Raw genomic sequence first — 18,937 nt, 5'->3', positions numbered from 1 at the left:
ATTCTTGAGTGTCTTGTTGAAAGTGAATTTATGCTTTTAAAATCAGGATTTTGAGAAGGATCTAGGGCAGAAAGATGAGCAGGAATGTGCAGGGATGGAAAGTCCGCCCAAACTGCATTAGCTGCAATAGGGGCGGATTTGGTGAACCTCTGTTTTTATCGGGTTATTCTTCCAGCCAGGAGTCGATACGGGAAGATTCTGTTGCCCAGCTCTCGCCAAGACGAAGTTGCAGAAAGCTTTTCAGCAGGCTACCAAACATCTGTTCGCCCTCTTCCATTGCCCCCAGTTTGGTTAAAAAAGCAGCTTCTGCCTCAGCTGCGGGATCGTCGCTGGGATCGGATTCCGGTTTGACCATCGGTGTCCGGAAGCCGCCGAACTGGAAACGCTCCCCTTTTAAAGTCAGCTTCCAGCCGTCATCTTCATTATCCAATCGAAAATGCAGGGTCGCTTCTTCAATTTCTTTGCCCTGTGACAGTGCCGCTCGAACTTCCGAGTAATGATCCTGTGGGCCGGCGACGACGACTTTCTGAATTCCTTCCTGGCTTCCACCGATCAGGACCACTCGATTGTCGAGAAAGGCGCCGAAGGGTTGAGCCGTCAACAATGGGCCGTCGCAGTTGACGGCGTAGTTCGAATCACTGTTGAGGGTGCGAAAGAACAGCCAGCGTAGAAATTCGGTGCCGAGCCAGCGATTGGCTTCGATCTGTTCAAGGATGGCATCAGTCTGTGCCTGATTCGATTGCTGTAACTGCTCCTGCAGGTTCTGTGGGAGCAGTTTCTCGGCTCGCGCCAGCGGATGCAGCAGTTGCAGGCGCAAGTCGGGGAAGGTTTGGTGGAACAAGCCGAGGAATGCATCGATGACTTTCTGGCTCAGAGAGCACAGGCGCAGCAATTTTTTCTCCGTATCCCAGATGACATCGTAGCAGCTGGGGGTTGGCAGGGTGCGTGCGAACAGCAGGCTGCGGGCAGTATCTCGGATCTGCTCCAGTTCTCCTTTTGGCACTCGGTTGTAGGTTGGGTTTTCAGCCAAAAATTTGTGGCTGAGCAGCGCGACCTGACGCTTGAGGAGTGCGGCAGGTGCTTTACGTCGATCCTGGCGGAATGTGAAACAGAGATGTTGATCTCGACGGAATTGGTATTCGGTTGCGAATTCGCTCGACTCGTAATCGTCGAGTTCAACCCAGCCGGTTGAGAGTTCGTCTGTGCTCTGCTCGATAGAGCGGAAACCTTCGTGGTTCAGCTGTTGCTGGATATCGGTCAGTTTTTCACGCAGGCTGAAATCGCCGACAACTTGAAAATAGCAGACACTGGCGGATGCAGCCAGAAATCCCATAAGTCAACTCCTTGAAAATTGGTGATGATTTGCCGTGGGCAAAGTGAATTTAGCGGTGATAGAAGTAGTAGTGTCCGGCGTATCCTTGACGGAACGTTCGGTTGTGTTCGGCGAGTTGGTTCAACAGATGGTGGAGCTGTTCTTCTTCGAAAAAACCTTGCTCGATGAAGTAGTGTCCCATCTGTTTTTGCTGGCTGCGCTGGTGCATCAGCAGGGCGCGGACCTGCAGCGGTTTCAGCAGCCCGAGATGTTCGGCACGCTCGCCAAACTTGTGAACTCCGGTGCAGCGGTAGTTGAGGATCTGCTTGATCTGCTCATCGTCCAGCCAGCCCCAGCGTTTGGCAATGTCCCCGAGAACAGGGCGCTGCTTGCGTTGCCAGGTAATTGCCGAAATAACAGCATTAAAAGGAATGATCCCGAGATAATAGAGGTAAAGGCCGAATTGCAGCGGTCGGTTTGGCAGTGGTCCGCGGTAATATTTACTGTACGGGCGATCCTGCCGCTTGCGCTTCGGATGAGTATAAGCTGGGGCGCTATTACGGGGGCGGCTGCGGAATATAGTAGCGGCCGGATATTTTTCTCGTTGCTTGAGAAATGTCTGCACTGTTTCGTGGGCTTGATTCAAGTCCTGGAACAGGCGTTGCTGTTTTTCCTGCGTCGCGATGGCGTCGACGGCAAAACGGTCCGGATGTGTCACTTTGGCTTTCTTCCGATATGCTGAACGCACCCCTGCAGGCTGCAGGTAATGCAGAAAATCACGACTTAAATTAAGCTCCGGACCGAACAGGGTGCGGCATGCGCGGAACACTTCAGCTTCGGTGATTTGTGGCATAAAAGGAAAAATCCTGAGCGAACGAAAAGGCCGAACGGCCATGTTGATTTAGCCTGCTATTTTATAGCGCAGAAAGGTCGCCGAGACAAGAGGCAAGCGCACAAAATACGGGTCGATTATCCCTGTTTTTTCGAATTGATAAAGGTGGCGATCCGGTTCTGATCTTCTTCCAGAATATTGATGAAGCGCATGCCGGAAACGACAATAGTTTCATTGTTTTCCGGGCGCGTCCAGACAACTTCTGCCAATGCGCAGACCGGTGGTTTCCCGTCATCAAGATTGAGCAGCAGCAAGCAGAGTTCTGCCGGGTTGACCGGGGGGCGCAGGTTGAAGCGGATACCGCCAGTGCTCAGGTTGACGTAGCAGGGTTTGAAGCCTTCAAAGATCAGCGGCGCTGATGGACTGTGCAGAAGTTTTATGTTCTTTTCCCAGGTCTTGCGCAGCGCCTGCAGCGCTCCCTGGCTGCGGGTAAAACGGATGCCGAGTTTGCAGTCCATTCGTGGTGAACCACGGCGCTGGAACATCTGCAGGTCATTGTTGACAGCCAGGGAAATGCGTTTTCCATCGATTTTTCTTCTGAAACTCCCGGTTACACGGACACCGAGACCCATGGAATCTGAGCTGATCTCAAATGGCTGGCCGTCGTTGAACGGGTATTGATGGGCAGCGTCTTCACTGTAGGGGAGTGAAACGATAAAGCCGTGTTCGTCACCGCCGTTGATGGTGGCAGACAAATGTTCTTTTCGACCGTCCTTGTTTTTCTCCAGGGCGGTCAGCAGGATTTTTTGCCCGTTTTTGAAGTAACGCTGGTAAATCATTCAGCAAGCTTTCCATTTAATTTCTGCAGCCAAAGTTGATTCTGGCAGAAATTTTCTGAGGCCATTTCCCGTGGCGAAGAGGATTTTTGATCCAGCTTCTGAGAAATGTTTAACCTCCATTATTGCAGAAAAAATAGCTGATACCAAATGCAAAATCGTGAAATGATTTAATCATTCAAGGTTAACAGTTAAATTTTTCTCTGCTATTGTGCGCGGCGGAGGATACTGAATGGTAAAACAGGAAAATCGCTATTTTGCAGTCACCACACCGGGACTGGAAGATGTCTGTGCGCAAGAGATTGAATGCCTGGGGCTGGGACCGATCAAGGTGCTGCCCGGTGGCGTCGAGTTTGCCGGCGGGTTGCGCGAGATGTATCTCGCTAACCTCTGGCTGCGCAGTGCATCACGGATACTTGTGCGCGCCGATGAGGTGTTGGCACGTGACTTTCCGACCCTGTTCAAAAAGCTGCAACGCTTACCCTGGGGACGATTCATCACGCCTGGCAGTGCTTTCAAGGTCCGAGTGACCTGCCATCGGTCCCGCTTGTCGCATTCTGACAGGGTGGCGCAAACCTGCCGTGAGGCGATCGATAAAGCGCTTGGAGCTGAGTCCCAGGATGCTGGTCCTGTCAGCGTTTTGCTGCGCTTGGAGAACGATCGCTGCCAGGTTTCACTCGACAGTTCTGGTGACCTGCTGTATCGCCGCGGCTACCGGCGAGCAAACGTTGCTGCACCGCTCCGTGAGACGTTGGCGGCCGGGTGCCTGTTGGCCCTTGGTTACGATGGCTCACAACCTTTGGTCGATGCCATGACCGGATCGGGTAGTTTTGCTATCGAGGGAGCGCTGATTGCAAAAAACAGGGCGCCGGGAATCGAGCGCACATTCTCCTTTATGCAATGGCCGAAATTTCGTGCCGGACTTTGGCGGCAGCTTTGTGACGAAGCGCGGCGCGCTGAAAGGCAGGACGGGGTCGCACCGATCATCGCCGTCGATTCCAACCCAAAAGCCATCGAGGCAGCGCAGCAGAATGCTGCTGCTGCAGGAGTCGCAGATATTGTTTCCCTGAAATGTCAGCTGATGCAAAACCTGGCCGCGGAATGCTCATCGGGGCTGATTATCTGTAATCCGCCTTACGGCGAGCGGATTGGCCGTAAGGCAGAGTTGCGAGCTCTTTACCACGCCATCGGCCACGCTTACGGAGAAACTTTTGCTGGCTGGCAGGGTGCCCTGGTTTGTCCTGACAGCGAACTGGTGCGCAGCAGCAAAATAGACTTCAACCCGCTGCTGCGGTTTTCCAATGGTGGAATTCGCGTGGCCTTGTGGAAAAAGAACAGAAGTGACGGAAATCCCTTGACTTGAATCCCGTCAATCGTTATACATTGCAGCTCTTGTGTCCGGGAGGACGCAAAGATATTAAAGAAAGCGGGGTGATTGTTCGTGGAAATCACTGTTATTGACGGAAACGTCGAAAAAGCGATTAAAGTTCTCAAGCGTAAGCTGCAGCAGGAAGGTCTCTTCCGTGAGATGAAGCAGCGCAAGTTTTACGAGAAGCCGAGCGTAAAGAAGAAGCGCAAAGAGAAAGAAGCTCAGCGTCGTCTGCGTAAGAAGATGCGTGCTATGAAGCGTTTCAGCTAATCGCTTTATAAAGCTTAGAAAAAGAGCCGATCTGGATTTCCCAGATCGGCTCTTTTTTTGTTTTTAGGACGGAAGCAACAAGTTCAAAGTCAAGGTCGCGGGGAGCGCCCCGCACGCGCCTTCATCTCTTTGCTCGCCCAAAGAAACGAAGCAAAGAAATGCGCCCCGACCTCCTTGCCCTCCGGGTTCCCTCCACTCCATTCCGTTTAGCAGCTCGGAAAAAAACTCGGCTACGCCTCAGACAGTTTTTCCTCGAAACCCTGCAAAGTTCCATTGCGTTCCGGCTGCGTCACACGGGGGGCTGAAATGCAAAACGGGCAACCTCGTTGGAGATTGCCCGCTTGTTTATGCTTTGAAAATTTATCCGGTGTTTACTTCGGCCAGTGCTCCAATTTCATGCCGGAGATCTGCTCGACAATGCGTACCACCTGGTAGCTGTAACCGTACTCGTTGTCGTACCAGACGTAAAGGACGCAGCGGTTGCCTTCAACGATGGTGGCCAGGGAGTCGACGACACCGGCGTAGCGGGAACCGACCATGTCGGTGGAGACCGCTTCCGGGGAGTTGGTGTAGTCGATCTGATCCTGTAGCGGAGAGTTGAGCGACATGCCGCGCAGGTAGTCGTTCAGCTCTTCGACAGTGGTCGATCTCTCCAGGGTCAGATTGAGGATCGCCAGCGAGACGTTCGGGGTCGGCACGCGGATGGCGTTGCCGGTCAGTTTGCCGGCTAGTTCCGGTAGCGCCTTGGCGACCGCTTTGGCGGCGCCGGTCTCGGTGATGACCATATTCAGTCCGGCAGCCCGACCGCGACGCTCTTTCTTGTGGTAGTTGTCGATCAGGTTCTGGTCATTGGTGTAGCTGTGGCAGGTTTCTACGTGACCGTTGATGATGCCGAAGCGATCGCTGATCGCTTTCAGGGTCGGGACGATGGCGTTGGTGGTACAACTTGCTGCCGAGATGATCTTCTCGTTCGGATCGAGGCTTTCGTGGTTGGCGCCGTAGACGATGTTCGGGATATCGCCTTTGCCCGGTGCGGTGAGCAATGCGTGCGAAGTGCCGGTCGATTTCAGGTGCTTGCCGAGGCCATCACGGTCGCGCCACTTGCCGGTGTTGTCGATGACGATGGCGTTGTTGATGCCGTATTTGGCGTAATCGACCTCTTCCGGAGAATCGGCGTAAATGATGCGGATCATGTTACCGTTGGCGATGATGGCATTTTCTTCTTCATCGACCCGGATGGTGCCGTTGAAGTGGCCGTGAACCGAGTCGCGACGCAGCAGGCTGGCACGTTTGGCCAGATCGTCGTCACTGCCTTTGCGTACGACCGCAGCACGCAGGCGCAGCTTATTGCCGCCACCGGCTTGCTCGATCAGGATCCGTGCGAGCAGACGGCCGATGCGGCCGAAACCATAGAGGACAACGTCACGCGGCTCACTCAGCTGCTGGGATTTGCCGGTATTCAGACCTTTTAGCTGGGAGGCGACAAATTCATCGATATCTCCACCTTGCTCCTGGTAACGCAGAACCAGGCGAGCCAGGTCGACCTTGCCAGGAGCCAGATCCAGCTTGATCATCGCCTGTAGCATCGGGAAGGTATCACGAACCCAGATCTCGCGATCGATGATCTGCCGGGCAAAGCGGTGGACGCGCAGGATATCGTTGACCGACTGGTTCACCAGCGGGCGGTCAAAAACAGTCGCAATGACTTCGTGTTCGCGGTAGAGCTTGCCGATCAGCGGGATCATCGCTTCGGCGATTGCTTCACGTTCTTTCCATTCCTCGAAACATTCCTGGGTTGTTTTGTCGACCATGATTCCGTTAAACCTTTCACTGAGACTATAAAAAAATATGGCCAAAATTAAGGCCTTTATCGAAAAAGCCCGCGTATATTAGTGGAAGTCAGGCGCTATTGCAACAGTCAGGAGCTTATAATTTGCAAAGAAAATTCTGCTTTATCGGTGCAGTTGCTGGACTTTCGGTTTGCGGGTTGATACAACTAAATCGTTTGTTGTTGATATCCTGAAGCCCAGTATTTTGGGGTGGACATTATCCGCATCTTCCATGGAGGATTTAAGCGATGAGTGAAACAGTCAGCTATAAGGATCTTGGCCTGGTCAATTCGAGGGAACTGTTCAAAAAAGCTGTCGATGGCGGTTATGCCATTCCGGCTTACAACTTCAATAACCTCGAGCAGTTACAGGCAATTATCACCGCGTGTGCCGAGACTAATTCACCGGTCATTATCCAAGTCAGCAAGGGGGCACGTAACTACGCCAACGAAACCATGTTGCGTTACATGGCTACCGGAGCTGTGCAGATGGCCCGCGAAATGGGTTCTAATATCCCGATCGTGTTGCACCTCGATCATGGCGATTCCTTCGAAATCTGCAAGAGCTGTATCGATTCCGGGTTCTCCTCGGTGATGATCGACGGCTCCCACCTTCCGTACGACGAGAACGTCGCGCTGACAAAAAAAGTTGTTGAATATGCCCATCAGTTCGATGTCACCGTCGAAGGTGAACTTGGCGTTCTTGCTGGCATCGAGGATGATGTGGTTGCGGAGAAATCGACCTACACCCAACCGGATGAAGTTGAAGATTTCGTCAAGAAGACAGGCGTTGATTCCCTGGCGATCTCCATCGGTACCAGCCATGGCGCCTACAAGTTCAAGCTGAAAGAGGGAGAATCTGTTCCGCCTCTGCGTTTCGATATCCTCGAAGAGTGCGAAAAGCGCATTCCCGGTTTCCCGATTGTTCTCCATGGCGCGTCCAGCGTTGTGCCTGCCTATGTTGATTTAATCAACCAGTATGGTGGTAAAATGGACGGAGCTGTTGGTGTTCCTGAAGACCAGCTGCGCAAGGCGGCTGCCAGCGCAGTCTGTAAAATCAACATCGACTCTGACGGCCGACTGGCAGTGACTGCAAAGGTGCGCGAATATCTCGCCAACGACCCGGGCGAATTTGATCCGCGCAAATATCTTGGTGCTGCCCGTAAAGAACTGATTGAGTTGATCAAACACAAGAATGAAGCCGTTCTCGGGAGTGCCGGGAAAGGCTGATTTTCAGTATTTAATTGATAAAAAGGGTCGCTGCATGTTGCGCGACCCTTTTTTGTGTCCGCCACAGAAAGGCTCATCATGGCTTTCGACCCGAGCGTCTGGACTCGCTACCAATTTAAACAACAGCCGATATATTTCCGCACCGACCATCCCAGCTGGTTTGCACCGAATCCGGCGGGGGAGCAGATTCTGCAGAATGCGTTTACTGGGGAGCCGGCTGCTGAGCAAAAGTTTCTTTCCCGTTTGCCGGATGTTCCGGCAAAAGAATATGCGGGCCGTGGTCATTACCTGATGGCAGACAGGCTGCAGGAGCTCTGGTTTCATGTCACCAACCGCTGCAATCTGAGTTGTCGCCATTGCCTGTTTACCTCCGGGCCGGGTGCCGACGGAGAGTTAACTGCTCAGCAGATTCTCGCCCGTGCGCAAGAGGCTGCGGAGCTTGGTTGCCGAATTTTTGCCCTGACTGGTGGCGAGCCGTTATTTCATCCTGAATTCAAGCAGATATTGTCGGGACTTTTGGCGATTGCTGACGCGCATGTGGTGATTTTGACCAATGGCCTGCTGATCGCTGATCTGCTGGCTGGTGATTACGATCTGTCGCGTGTGCATTTGCAGGTTTCGGTCGATGGCATTGGTGAGCAGCATGATGTGATCCGTGGACTCGGCACGTTCGATAGGTTGAAACAACAACTTCAGCTGCTGCAGCAGAGGGAACTGCCGTTTACCCTGTCGATGTGTGTCGAGCGGCGTAATCTTTTTGATATGGCTGCACTGGTCGATTTTGCCGTGGAGGTCGGCGCCAGCAACCTGCACTACCTCTGGTATTTCATCCAGGGGCGTGGAGATGATACCGGGTTTGTGCCGCCGGAAGAAATCTTTCCGCAATTCGTCGCTGCGGTAGAAAAGGCGGAGTCTGCAGGAGTGCAGATAGACAACCTGACAGCGCTGAAAACACAGGTTTTTGCCCCGGCAGGAACCCTTCATGATGGCAGCAGCAGTGGTTGGGAGTCGGCAGCGATCGGGTTCGACGGCAAACTTTATCCATCTGCTGCGTTGATCGGCAACGAAGCGGTGGCAACTTCCATCGACGACAGCCTGCAGAGTGCTTGGCACAACAGCCCGGTGCTGCAAAAGATCCGCGAAGCGACCATTGCCGAGGAGACCAGTCCTCTGCGCTATTTTACCGGGGGGGGCGACCTCGACCACTCATTCATCCATGGCGGGACTTTTCTCGGCAACGACCCCTACCTGTCACTTTATCAGCAGATTATGTTCTGGCTGATTGAGCGCGAAGCTGCCAAACAGAAGGCGCCGACAGCGCCTGGACTGCTTTTGAAAATGGGGGATATTCTCGAAAGTTGCGGTGCTCATGGGCATGTTGCCCTGACGCATGCCAACTGCCTGCTCTCGATTGCCGATCAGAACAGTCGCAGCGTGGTGAAAAATTATTATAGCGCGGCTGCCACCGATACCAAGGAAGATATCCTCAACCCGGTTTGCTACGCCGAAGAGGATATCGACCATATCCCATCGGAATTCCGTTTCCGCGGCTACGGTTGCGGTAGCCCGGTTCTTGATGCTGAAATAAAACCGGGTGAAGTGGTCGTGGATCTTGGCAGTGGCCGCGGGGTAGAAATCTTTATCGCGGCTAAACAGGCTGGCCCAAAAGGCCGGGGAATCGGTGTCGATATGCTTGATCCGATGCTCGAGATCGCTGAACAGGGCGCGGTCGAAGTGCGCAAGAATCTCGGTTACGACAATATCGAGTTCAGAAAAGGTTATCTGGAAGAGTTGCCGCTGGAAGATAACAGCACCGACCTGGTTCTCTCGAACTGTGTCATGAATTTGTCCAGCGACAAGCGGCGTGCTTTTTCTGAGTTGTTCCGTTCTCTGAAACCGGGGGGGCGGCTGGTGATCTCCGATGTCGTTTGCGAAGACGAGCCGGATGCGGCGATTCGTAACGATGCCCAACTGCAGGGCGAGTGTATCGGTGGTGCATTGCTGCAGAAAGACCTGGTCGGCCTGCTTGAAGAGACCGGGTTTGTCGATGTTCGTCTGATCAAGCGTTTTCCCTACCGGGTTGTGCGTGACCATCCGTTCTACTCACTCACCTTTGCAGCTTACAAGCCGCGCCGAAGCCAACTGGTCTCGGTCATCTATCGTGGTCCGCTGCCCCATCTTAATCTGCCTGACGGGCGCCTGCTGATTGCCGGGCAACGCAGCTTGATTGAAAAGGACCTGGCCGAGCGGCTTGGCGAACATATTTTCCTGCTGGATGAGAGTGATGGCAGCGTGACCAATCTCGATCTGGCCAACGGTTGCGCCTGTGCTTTGCCACCGGAAACACCGCTGAAAAAAGCAGTACAGGCGGCTGATAAATATGCCTCTGGCTGCATGGTTTGTGGTGAAGCGCTGCTTTACTCGGAAACCGAAGTTGAGCTGGAGTGCCATTACTGCGGTCAACCGGCGATGACCAATGCCCACTGCCTGGAGAAACATTATGTCTGCGATCAGTGTCACAGCGCTGATGCTTTGAGTGTACTGGAGCATCTTTGCGCCGAGGCGACCGAGACCGATATGCTGGAGTTGCTGCAGCGTTTTCGACAGCATCCGGCCATTCCGGTCAATGGCCCGGAGCATCACGCCCTGGTGCCGGCGATTATCGTCACCGCCTATCGCAACAGCGGTGGAACAGTCACAGACGACCTGATCGAAACCGCCATTCGTCGCGGATCGCAGGTGATCGGCGGTAGCTGTGCATTCACCGGTATTTGCGGTGCGGCGACCGGTGTCGGCATTGCATTCAGCCTGCTCCTGCAGGCCAATCCGATCAAGCCGCAACAGCGACAGGTTGTGCAGCAGGTAACCCAGCAGGTTCTGGAGTCGATCGCCTCGCTGGAGGCCGCACGCTGCTGTCAGCGGGATTGCTGGTTGGGCTTAAAGAAGGCGGCGGAACTTTCGGCAGAATATTTACCGTTGCCATTGCAGGCGGATGCGGTGATCGGCTGCTACCAGCGTAATCTGAATAAAGAGTGTATCGGTCTTTCCTGCCCGATACTGAAAGAACAGGTCGCGATCAACAAGCCAGTACAAAGCTGCTGCTGAGAGGGGTAAGTTTTATCTTCGTCTCATGGGAGAATTTTTTGTAAGCAAAGTCACGTGTTCTTTTGCGCAAAAATTGACTGTTTCCAGATTCCTGCTTTATAGAATGAGGCAGTTTTGTTTTGCGCGGTAAGCTTTTGGCAACGGGCGAACAGAAGTACTGAGTGGCAGGTCTACGAGTCCGTGACCATCGACTTATCGTCTTTTATTACTCTTTTAGCAAGGGGAAAAGAACGATGAAAAAAGTGACGTTGCTACTGGTCTGTGGCTTGGTGCTGTTAGCTGCCGGGTCTGTTTTTGCCAAGTCGGAATGGGCTAAGTACCAGGTGAATCCGGTTCCTGACGATGTTAACGTACCCAAGGTTGCCCTCGACGAAAATACCGGGTTGCTCAATTGCTGCTTCTGCCACGGTCCCGATGTTAAGCATGCTGGCCCACAGTTGCCGTACTGTGCTGAGGGAGAATAAAGATAAAATTAGGTTGAATGAAATGAAATGGGCAGGCTTTCGAGCCTGCCCATTTTTTTGCTGTGAGCTTGCCTGTTATTTTTTGCCGTGCTTCATTTCCATGCTGCTGTGTTCCGGTTTGGCTTCGGTAAATTCCACCGGCAGGGTAAGAGTTTCTTCTCCCCGTTTCAGAGTGATCTCGATTTTATCGCCCACCTTCATTCGGTTCAGTTCGTAAATCAGGTCGAAAGGCTCTTCAAGGTCTATGTCGTCCATCTTGATGAAAACGTCATCTTTTTTGATGCCCGATTTCTCCGCTACCGAATCCGGCACGACCCCTTCGATAAGTAAGCCATCCTTGTCGTCGCCGAGCAGAATTCCCATCTTCACCCCTTCATTCTCAAGCAGTTCGTACTCGGTGTAGGTAATGAAATGGTAGGGCGGCATCGGGTAGTCGGGCGATACGACATTCATTGTCACCGCTTCTTTGCCTTCGGCGACGCGCAGTTCATGTGACCCGACCAGCAGGTAACTGGCCGGCACTCGGCGGAACACCCGGCGCGGAATGCCGTAGCCAAAACGGACGTGGTTGCCGCCGGCGACGACCACGATCTGATGGTCTTTGTCGACACTGCGCAGGTAGGCAGCGACGTTTTGTGCCATGGTTTCATCCCACAAGGTCTGCACCCTGACGAAACCATCGAGCATGTTTTGACCCATGTTGTGATCGCTGAAAACCGCTTCCGCCATTGCCCGCTGGTAGGGGTCGTTCATGTCCATTTCGGGCAGCAGCGCTTTTTCATCCTCACTTAGCTCTTCAAAAGGCACGCGGCCGACTTTATGTTGCAATTTTTTGTTGGCATTAAGTGCCAGAACCGGGATGCCTTCCTCTTTACAGAAGGTTAGCAGATCGCGGTAAAGGGCAAAGTTCATGCGCCAGTTCTTGAACCACTTGACCTGTTTGAGAAACTCTTTCTCTTCCAGTTCACCGGCACTCCAGCGATCGAGGATCGGTTGCTGCTCAGGTGTAAACATCTCCATCCCGAGGCTGACTTTGCCGGGGTTGGTTTTTGCCATGTGCCTCAAGATGTCGAGCTGCAGCCGATGCGAGGCCGGGTTGTCGTGGGTCTCGCCGACGTAGACGACTTGCACTCGTTCGGCATTGTCATACAGCGCCTGCTGGTCAACATAAACGCCGGTCGGTAGATGCAGGATATCGCCGATCTCAGGTTTACGCTGCGGTGGGTAGGGGGCTTCCGGGTTGCCGAGGGGGGTGTGCGAGGAACAGGCCGTCATCAGAAACAGCAGCAAAAGTAGGGTGAGACGTTGTTTTCGCATCGAATCTCCTTCATTAGTAGATGTTTTTCGAATAGAAAATTTCGGTCATTTCCTGTTCCAGCTTAAGTCTGATCTCTGCCAGTTCATTGTCCGACAGATCCTCGTAAGTGGTAGAGAATAAATATTTCTCCAGATTGAAATCGTTCAGCAACATTTTGGTGTGGAACAGGTTCTCCTGGAAGATGTTGATATCGACACACTGGTATTTCTCCAGGATGGTTTTGCGGATGTATTGCTGGATACTGTGAATCCGGTGGTCGATATAATGCTTCTTTCCTTTCACGTCGCGGGTAAAACCACGAACCTTGTAGTCGATCAACACGATGTCCGATTCAAACGAATCGATCAGGTGGTTGAGCGCCTTCAGTGGACTGATTTTACCACAGGTGGAGACATCAATATCAACCCGGAAGGTCGAAATTCCCAGCTTGTTGTCGGTTTCGGGGTAAGTGTGGACGCAGATATGGCTTTTATCCAGGTGTGCCAGGACCTGCTCCGATTTTGGTTCCACCGGTTCTTCGGCGATCAGCACGGTGACCGAAGCCCCCATCGGGTCGTAATCCTGGCTGGCGATATTAAGCACGTTGGCGCCGATGATATCGACGACTTCAGTCAGAATACGCGTCAGTCGTTCGGCGTTATATTCTTCATCGATATATTGCAGATATTCATCACGCGCTTCTGGACGTTTGGCGTAACAGACATCGTAGATATTGAAGGAGAGGGTTTTGGTCAGATTGTTAAACCCGCGCAGTTTGATTTTTGGCTTGCGGCGGGGGCGGGTTACTTTTTTTGCACACATCGGCATCATCTCCTGAAAACGGCGCCGGGGGCAGCCCCGGCGCCGACGTCAATCATGTTTTCAAACAGAAGAAAACGGCCGATTATACGTTTGAATCACTTAACCGGCAACGGCTTTTTTCTCGCCACGTTCGTTCATGACTTTATAAGCGCAGAGGGCGCCGCACATGGTGCAGGCACCGTGTTCTTCGTCAACGCCAGATTCGTCGCGCAGACGGCGGGCTTTCTCTGGATCGATGGCGTTGGCATATTGGCCTTCCCAGTCGAGGCTTTTACGGGCTTTGGCCATGGCGTTATCTTTTTCAATGGCGCCAGGAACGCCTTTAACGATGTCAGCGGCGTGAGCGGCGATACGTGAAGCCATAACGCCTTCGTGCACGTCTTCGACGGTCGGCAGGCGCAGGTGTTCACTCGGGGTGACGTAGCAGAGGAAATCCGCGCCGGCAGCAGCAGCGATAGTGCCGCCGATAGCCGAGGTGATATGGTCATAGCCGGGAGCAATGTCGGTGACCAGCGGTCCGAGGACGTAAAAAGGGGCACCGTGGCAGAGCCGCTTCTGCAGCTTCATGTTAGCTTCGATCTGGTTCAGCGGCACATGGCCCGGACCTTCGATCATCACCTGGATGCCGGCGTCCTGCGCACGCTTGGTCAGCTCGCCGAGAATAATCAGTTCCTGCACCTGGGCGCGGTCGGTAGCGTCGGCCAGGCAACCGGGACGGAAACCGTCGCCGAGGGAGAGGACGGCATCATAGGGGCGGACGATCTCAAGCAGGCGATCATAGTGCTCGTAAAGCGGGTTCTCGGCATCGTTGTAGCTCATCCACTCGACGGTGAAAGAACCGCCGCGGGAGACGACCTCCATGATGCGGCCTTCCTGATCCATGCGAGCAACGGTTTCGCGGGTCACACCGCAGTGAACGGTGATGAAATCGACGCCGTCGTCGAGGTGTTTTTTCACCCCGGCGAAAATGTCTTCGACAGTCATGTCGACGATCGGTTTGCCCTGGGTCAGAACGGCATCGCAGGCGGCTTGGTAGAGCGGTACGCTGCCGAGGCAGACGTCAGTTTTCGAGGCGATCGCCGCGCGGATTTCATCGATCGGGCCGCCGGTCGACAGGTCCATAATGGCGTCAGCACCGGCTGCGACGGCAACCTGCGCCTTTTCCAGTTCTTTGTCGATATTGGTATCATCCGAACTGGTGCCGATGTTGGCGTTGACCTTGGTACGCAGTCCTTCCCCGACCGCCAGCGGTGGCGCGTTGGTGTGTTTGGTGTTACGGCAGATAACTGCGGTACCCGCTGCAATTTTCTGACGCAGAATCTCCGGTTCGATATTTTCAGCTGCAGCTGCCTGCCGCACCAAGTCACTGATTTGCCCTGCCCGGGCCATCTCCAATTGTGTCATTTCAATACGTCCTCAAAAGCGAAAAGCAGCGCAACCACGGTGCAGTGGAAGCGCTGCAGGTGAAAAATTGTATACAAGATTTGCTATATTAATCTACTGAGGCCTGTTCATGCAAGAGCTGCATTGCCGCCTGGAAATGATTTACCGGGCCATGTCCTTTACCAAGCTGGACTGAGGACTCAATCGCCAGGCTGACAAAGCGCTTTGCCCGCTCGACGGCAAACCGCAACGGGTACCCCTGTGCCAGGAAGGTTGCAATGGCCGACGACAGGGTGCAGCCGGTGCCGTGGGTGTTGATGGTGTCGAAGCGTTTTCCGGTCAGACGGTACTCATTCTCGCCGAGCAACAAAATGTCCGTGGCATCGCCGTCGAGGTGGCCACCTTTAATCAGGATATTACGTGCGCCCAATGCCTGCAGGTTCTGTCCTGCCTCGATCATTTCATCGATATTGCTCGGCTCGATCCCGGTCATCGCGGTGACCTCCGGCAGGTTTGGTGTGAGCAGGTATGCTTCCGGCAGCAGCCGTGAGATCAAACTTTCGTTCGCTTCCTTGTCGAGCAGCGATTCGCCCCCTTTGGCCACCATGACCGGATCGACCACCGCCAGCAGGGAGCGGTCAGAAATCACTTTCGCGATTCGGGTGACAATTCCCCCCCAGCTGAGCATACCGGTTTTGACCGTGTCGGTACCGATATCATCAAGGATGGTTTCGATCTGCTTGATGACGAAGTCGGTATGCACCTGGTAGGTTTCGGCGACACCCAGTGTGTTTTGTGCTGTCAGCGCTGTCAGTGCACTGCTGGCGTAACTGCCGAGCAGGGTGATGGTTTTGATGTCGGCCTGGATGCCGGCTCCGCCACCGGAGTCAGAGCCGGCAATGGTCATGACGCGACCGTTCGGATTGTCTTTGCCGCGGTTGAACAGCAGGGAATATTCTTTTGCTGCCCGGGCCGGATCGCTGTCAGCCATGACGCCGGAAATAACGGCAACCGAGTCTGCGCCCGCTTCAAGTGCCTCGAAAGCACCTTCGGGGGTGATCCCGCCGATGGCGACCAGCGGCACCCGCACCGCTTTGCGCACGTTGCGCAGCATGTCGAGGCCGACAAGTGTTGTGTCGTCTTTGGTGCCGGTGGGAAAGATACTGCCGATAGCAATGTAGTCAGCGCCCTGTGCTTCCGCTTTCAGTGCTTCCTCGACACTGTGGGTGGAGATGCCGATGATTTTCCCGCCACCGAGAATCTGTCGTGCCTGTACTGCCGGCATATCGTCCTGACCCAGGTGAACGCCGTCGGCATTGATGTCGCGGGCCAGTTCCGGCAAGTCGTTGATGATCAGCTTGGCGCCGTATTCGGTGCAGAGGTCGCGCAGTTTTTGCGCCATCTTGTGGCGGTCATCCGGCCGAACTTCTTTGGCCCGGTACTGGACGATTGCGGCACCGCCTTTGAGCGCTGCTTCAACCTTCTGTGCGAGTCTTCCGTCACGATTTTCGTCGGTAATCAGATAGAGTCCAGAGAGCATTGGCGATCCCTTGGCTGATGTTAAATGTGCGTGGTTGCGGGTGGGCACGGATCAATCGGAAAATCTTACCAGCCTAATGAGGTTGGTGTCAATTAATCTTCCCCGGTTTTGCCACTTTACAGGAACCTCTTAGGGTATTATCTATATCCTTGCAAACAAACGAAACGTTCTGTCTGACTTTCAGGAGTATTTCCGTGGCTGTTGAGTTTCCTCCTCGCCCAACTTGGGCCGATATTGATCTAAATGCCTTGCTGCACAATCTGCGGCAGGCGCAGCGTTTTTTTCAACCCCATCAGCGCGCCCTGACAGTCGTTAAGGCCGATGCTTACGGACATGGTGCGGTGCCGGTGGCCAGATGTTTTCAGCGCGCCGGAGTGTGTGACTTTGCCGTCGCTACGCTGGAAGAAGCGATCGAGCTGCGCGATGCCGGGATTGATGATGCCTTGTTAGTGCTGGGTGGTTGTCATCCGGGGCAGGAGAAGGCGTTTATGGCCTATAATTTGATGCCTGCGTTACTCGACCCGCAGATGGCGTTGCGCCTGTCGGCAGCAGCAGAGCAGCAAGGCTGTCGAATTCCGGCTCATCTGAAGATTGATAGTGGCATGGGGCGGGTCGGGTTTCTGCCGAACCTGCTGCGCGATTTTCTGCCGCAGCTGCAGCAACTGAAAGGACTTGAAATCGTTGGCCTGATGTCGCATCTGGCTTGTGCCGATGAGCTTGACTCGGGGGTGACACTGCAGCAATTGGAGCGTTTTCGCAGTGTGCGGCAGATGCTGCGCGATGGCGGGATCGTGCCGAGGGATATCCATATCAGTAACAGTGCCGGGCTGTCCGGCTGGGATGTGCCGGAAGCGACCCTGATGCGACCGGGGATCATGCTTTATGGTGGTCTGCCCGGCCCTGATTTTGATGACAAGCTTGAGCTGCGACCGGTGATGCATCTGCGCAGTTGTATTTCCCAGCTTCGTACCCTGCCGAAAGGGAGCGGGGTGTCTTATGGACACAATTTTTATACCGAACGGGACACCCGCGTTGCGGTGCTGCCGATCGGTTATGCCGATGGCTACAATCGGCTCTGGTCGAACAGGGGGCAAGGGATTCTGCACGGGCAGAAAATTCCGCTGATCGGTCGAGTCTGTATGGACTGGATCATGTTTGACGTCACTGATGTCCCGCAGGCAAAGGTCGGCGATAGTATCACATTGCTTGGGTTTTCAGAGGGACTGTCGATCCTTGGCGACTTCTGGGCTGAGCAGCTTGATACGATTTCCTATGAAGTGTTCTGCCGCATCGGCAGCCGGGTGCCGCGCCGTTATCTGGGTGGGCCGGTATGAATGAATTGTTTCTGGGGCTTGATCTTGGCACGACCAGCCTGATCGGACGGATCTGGACAACCGAAGGGCAGGTGGTTGCCGAAGCGAGCTGCGACAATCCGCAACAGCAGTTCGGGGCTGATGTCATCGCCCGGATGGAGGCTGCTCTGAAGGGGGCGGCTGACCAGCTGCAGGCTCTGCTGGTCGATGGGATCAATCGATTGATCGCCGATCTGCTGAAGCAGGTCGGTGCTGAGCCTGGTTGGATTAGTGCTGCGGCTGCGGCCGCTAACCCGGCGATCAGCCTGTTGCTGGTGAGAGAGTCGGTCGAAAATGTTCTGCAGCCGCCTTATCGTCCTGACTACCGCGCCGGGGAGGCGCTTGGCAGCGGCAAGCTGGGGATCGATTTGCCGGCGCCCTTGCTGCTTTTGCCCCTGGTTAGCGGGTATGTTGGCGGTGACCTGTTGGCGCTGCTGCTGGCTGATCCTCCAAAAGATGGGCCGACCCTGTATCTTGATCTTGGCACCAACGCTGAACTCGCCCTCTGGGATGGCGATAGCTGGCTGGTGACCTCGGTGGCTGCCGGGCCGGCATTTGAAGCAGGCAATCTTGGCTGCGGCATGAGACACGGTTTCGGCGCCGTCACGGAAGTCGGTGTCCTCAGGGATCGTTTTGTTTATACGGTTGCCGGTGGTGGAACGCCGAAAGGGATTTGCGGCAGTGGCCTGTTTTCCTTGCTCAGCCGTGCGATCCAAAGTGGCTTGATCGCAATTGATGGTCGCATCAAAGAGGCAAGTGAAGTTGACTCAAATCTATCCCGTTATCTGGTTGCTGATGAAAATGGTCCTGCGTTGCAGCTTTATCGTGATGCGCGCACCTGCCTGCGGTTGACGCAAGACGATGTCCGTGCCTTTCAGCTGGCGAAGGGGGCGGTGCTGGCCGGGGTGAACTGCCTGCTTGAAAGAAAAGGTATACAGGCCGAACAGTTAGCCTCGGTCCGCCTGGCCGGTGCTTTAGGCGGTGCATTGCCTGCCGAAGCACTGAAAGGGGTTGCTTTACTGCCGGAAAACGTGATAGATAAATGCCGCTTTCTACCGGGGGCAGTGTTGATCGGTTTGCAGCGGGTGCTGCAGCGGAAAGATGGGCTTGAGCAGGCGCGACAATTGGCGACGGAGCTTAAGCCGTACCCCCTGTCAGGGACGCCGGCTTTTGAAAAAGCCTTCCTCGGCAGCCTTGACTTTTCGTAGAAACCGCTAAACTTAGAACTTAATTTGTCGGATGGACAGTCGCTTGACTGTCCTTTCTTCGTTTTTTCCGGGTTCGTTTCGTTTACATA

Annotated in this window: 14 protein-coding genes and 1 pseudogene; 7 read left to right on the top strand and 8 right to left on the bottom strand. The window is 54.3% G+C overall.

Annotation, left to right across the window (positions count from 1 at the left end):
- Positions 1-163 precede the first annotated feature (163 nt).
- The 3 genes from rdgC to BUB13_RS04940 all read right to left on the bottom strand — a co-directional run bounded on the left by rdgC (position 164) and on the right by BUB13_RS04940 (position 2,983).
- Complete coding sequence (rdgC, locus tag BUB13_RS04950; RefSeq protein WP_072906159.1) at positions 164-1,333, bottom strand: recombination-associated protein RdgC; 1,170 nt, start codon at positions 1,331-1,333, stop codon at positions 164-166.
- Positions 1,334-1,382: 49 nt separating this feature from the next.
- Entirely contained in the window at positions 1,383-2,165 is a 783-nt protein-coding gene (locus BUB13_RS04945) for a hypothetical protein (protein ID WP_072906157.1), read from the bottom strand.
- 116 nt (positions 2,166-2,281) lie between these two features.
- On the bottom strand, positions 2,282-2,983 hold the full coding sequence (locus tag BUB13_RS04940) for a PilZ domain-containing protein (protein WP_072906155.1): 702 nt from the start codon (positions 2,981-2,983) through the stop codon (positions 2,282-2,284).
- A 229-nt stretch (positions 2,984-3,212) separates the two neighbouring features.
- On the opposite strand from BUB13_RS04940, the gene BUB13_RS04935 reads away from it, so the two are divergent.
- Both BUB13_RS04935 and rpsU read left to right on the top strand, forming a co-directional pair.
- Complete coding sequence (locus BUB13_RS04935) at positions 3,213-4,343, top strand: THUMP domain-containing class I SAM-dependent RNA methyltransferase (RefSeq protein WP_072906153.1); 1,131 nt, start codon at positions 3,213-3,215, stop codon at positions 4,341-4,343.
- A 78-nt stretch (positions 4,344-4,421) separates the two neighbouring features.
- Positions 4,422-4,598: pseudogene (rpsU, locus tag BUB13_RS04930) on the top strand (30S ribosomal protein S21); the annotation flags it as partial.
- Positions 4,599-4,990: 392 nt separating this feature from the next.
- Here the strand turns inward: rpsU and BUB13_RS04925 are convergent.
- Positions 4,991-6,430 carry a glyceraldehyde-3-phosphate dehydrogenase gene (locus BUB13_RS04925; RefSeq protein WP_072906151.1) on the bottom strand — a complete coding sequence of 480 codons (1,440 nt, stop codon included), beginning with the start codon at positions 6,428-6,430 and terminating at the stop codon, positions 4,991-4,993.
- 266 nt (positions 6,431-6,696) lie between these two features.
- Between BUB13_RS04925 and BUB13_RS04920 the strand changes: the two genes are divergently transcribed.
- From BUB13_RS04920 to BUB13_RS04910, 3 genes are all read left to right on the top strand, one after another.
- Positions 6,697-7,677 (top strand): class II fructose-bisphosphate aldolase, encoded by a 981-nt coding sequence (locus BUB13_RS04920; protein WP_072906149.1) that lies wholly within the window; start codon positions 6,697-6,699, stop codon positions 7,675-7,677.
- 78 nt (positions 7,678-7,755) lie between these two features.
- Positions 7,756-10,782 carry a DUF5714 domain-containing protein gene (locus BUB13_RS04915; protein WP_072906147.1) on the top strand — a complete coding sequence of 1,009 codons (3,027 nt, stop codon included), beginning with the start codon at positions 7,756-7,758 and terminating at the stop codon, positions 10,780-10,782.
- A gap of 233 nt (positions 10,783-11,015) precedes the next feature.
- The gene (locus BUB13_RS04910) at positions 11,016-11,246 is read left to right on the top strand and encodes a hypothetical protein (protein WP_072906145.1); all 231 of its coding nucleotides are present in this window, start codon (positions 11,016-11,018) and stop codon (positions 11,244-11,246) included.
- 75 nt (positions 11,247-11,321) lie between these two features.
- On the opposite strand, the gene BUB13_RS04905 is transcribed toward BUB13_RS04910, so the two are convergent.
- The 4 genes from BUB13_RS04905 to thiD all read right to left on the bottom strand — a co-directional run bounded on the left by BUB13_RS04905 (position 11,322) and on the right by thiD (position 16,288).
- Positions 11,322-12,563, bottom strand: a complete 1,242-nt coding sequence (locus BUB13_RS04905) for a ChaN family lipoprotein (protein WP_072906143.1) — start codon at positions 12,561-12,563, stop codon at positions 11,322-11,324.
- Between the two features lie 13 nt (positions 12,564-12,576).
- Positions 12,577-13,365: an adenosylmethionine decarboxylase gene (speD, locus tag BUB13_RS04900; RefSeq protein ID WP_072906141.1), complete on the bottom strand. Its 789-nt coding sequence runs from the start codon at positions 13,363-13,365 to the stop codon at positions 12,577-12,579.
- Positions 13,366-13,464: 99 nt separating this feature from the next.
- Positions 13,465-14,775 (bottom strand): phosphomethylpyrimidine synthase ThiC, encoded by a 1,311-nt coding sequence (thiC, locus tag BUB13_RS04895; protein ID WP_139249309.1) that lies wholly within the window; start codon positions 14,773-14,775, stop codon positions 13,465-13,467.
- Between the two features lie 82 nt (positions 14,776-14,857).
- Positions 14,858-16,288, bottom strand: coding sequence for a bifunctional hydroxymethylpyrimidine kinase/phosphomethylpyrimidine kinase (thiD, locus tag BUB13_RS04890; RefSeq protein WP_072906137.1), 1,431 nt, complete (start codon positions 16,286-16,288; stop codon positions 14,858-14,860).
- A 194-nt stretch (positions 16,289-16,482) separates the two neighbouring features.
- Between thiD and alr the strand changes: the two genes are divergently transcribed.
- Together alr and BUB13_RS04880 are read left to right on the top strand one after the other, a co-directional pair.
- A complete protein-coding gene (alr, locus tag BUB13_RS04885; RefSeq protein WP_072906135.1) occupies positions 16,483-17,622 on the top strand; it encodes an alanine racemase in 1,140 nt (379 codons plus the stop codon).
- Positions 17,619-18,848 (top strand): ASKHA domain-containing protein, encoded by a 1,230-nt coding sequence (locus tag BUB13_RS04880; protein ID WP_072906133.1) that lies wholly within the window; start codon positions 17,619-17,621, stop codon positions 18,846-18,848. The genes alr and BUB13_RS04880 overlap by 4 nt, the downstream gene beginning before the upstream one ends.
- The last annotated feature ends 89 nt before the right edge of the window (positions 18,849-18,937 follow it).

Source organism: Malonomonas rubra DSM 5091 (assembly GCF_900142125.1).
GTDB classification, from domain to species: Bacteria; Desulfobacterota; Desulfuromonadia; order Desulfuromonadales; family Geopsychrobacteraceae; genus Malonomonas; species Malonomonas rubra.
Note: the sequence above shows the minus strand (reverse complement) of the source record. Positions and strands in the feature narration are given on the sequence as shown.

Bases quoted from the DNA above. Each gene is read 5' to 3' on its own strand.
- rdgC (WP_072906159.1), bottom strand. From the start codon at position 1,333: ATGGGATTTCTGGCTGCATCCGCCAGTGTCTGCTATTTTCAAGTTGTC.
- BUB13_RS04945 (WP_072906157.1), bottom strand. From the start codon at position 2,165: ATGCCACAAATCACCGAAGCTGAAGTGTTCCGCGCATGCCGCACCCTG.
- BUB13_RS04940 (WP_072906155.1), bottom strand. From the start codon at position 2,983: ATGATTTACCAGCGTTACTTCAAAAACGGGCAAAAAATCCTGCTGACC.
- BUB13_RS04935 (WP_072906153.1), top strand. From the start codon at position 3,213: ATGGTAAAACAGGAAAATCGCTATTTTGCAGTCACCACACCGGGACTG.
- BUB13_RS04925 (WP_072906151.1), bottom strand. From the start codon at position 6,430: ATGGTCGACAAAACAACCCAGGAATGTTTCGAGGAATGGAAAGAACGT.
- BUB13_RS04920 (WP_072906149.1), top strand. From the start codon at position 6,697: ATGAGTGAAACAGTCAGCTATAAGGATCTTGGCCTGGTCAATTCGAGG.
- BUB13_RS04915 (WP_072906147.1), top strand. From the start codon at position 7,756: ATGGCTTTCGACCCGAGCGTCTGGACTCGCTACCAATTTAAACAACAG.
- BUB13_RS04910 (WP_072906145.1), top strand. From the start codon at position 11,016: ATGAAAAAAGTGACGTTGCTACTGGTCTGTGGCTTGGTGCTGTTAGCT.
- BUB13_RS04905 (WP_072906143.1), bottom strand. From the start codon at position 12,563: ATGCGAAAACAACGTCTCACCCTACTTTTGCTGCTGTTTCTGATGACG.
- speD (WP_072906141.1), bottom strand. From the start codon at position 13,365: ATGTGTGCAAAAAAAGTAACCCGCCCCCGCCGCAAGCCAAAAATCAAA.
- thiD (WP_072906137.1), bottom strand. From the start codon at position 16,288: ATGCTCTCTGGACTCTATCTGATTACCGACGAAAATCGTGACGGAAGA.
- BUB13_RS04880 (WP_072906133.1), top strand. From the start codon at position 17,619: ATGAATGAATTGTTTCTGGGGCTTGATCTTGGCACGACCAGCCTGATC.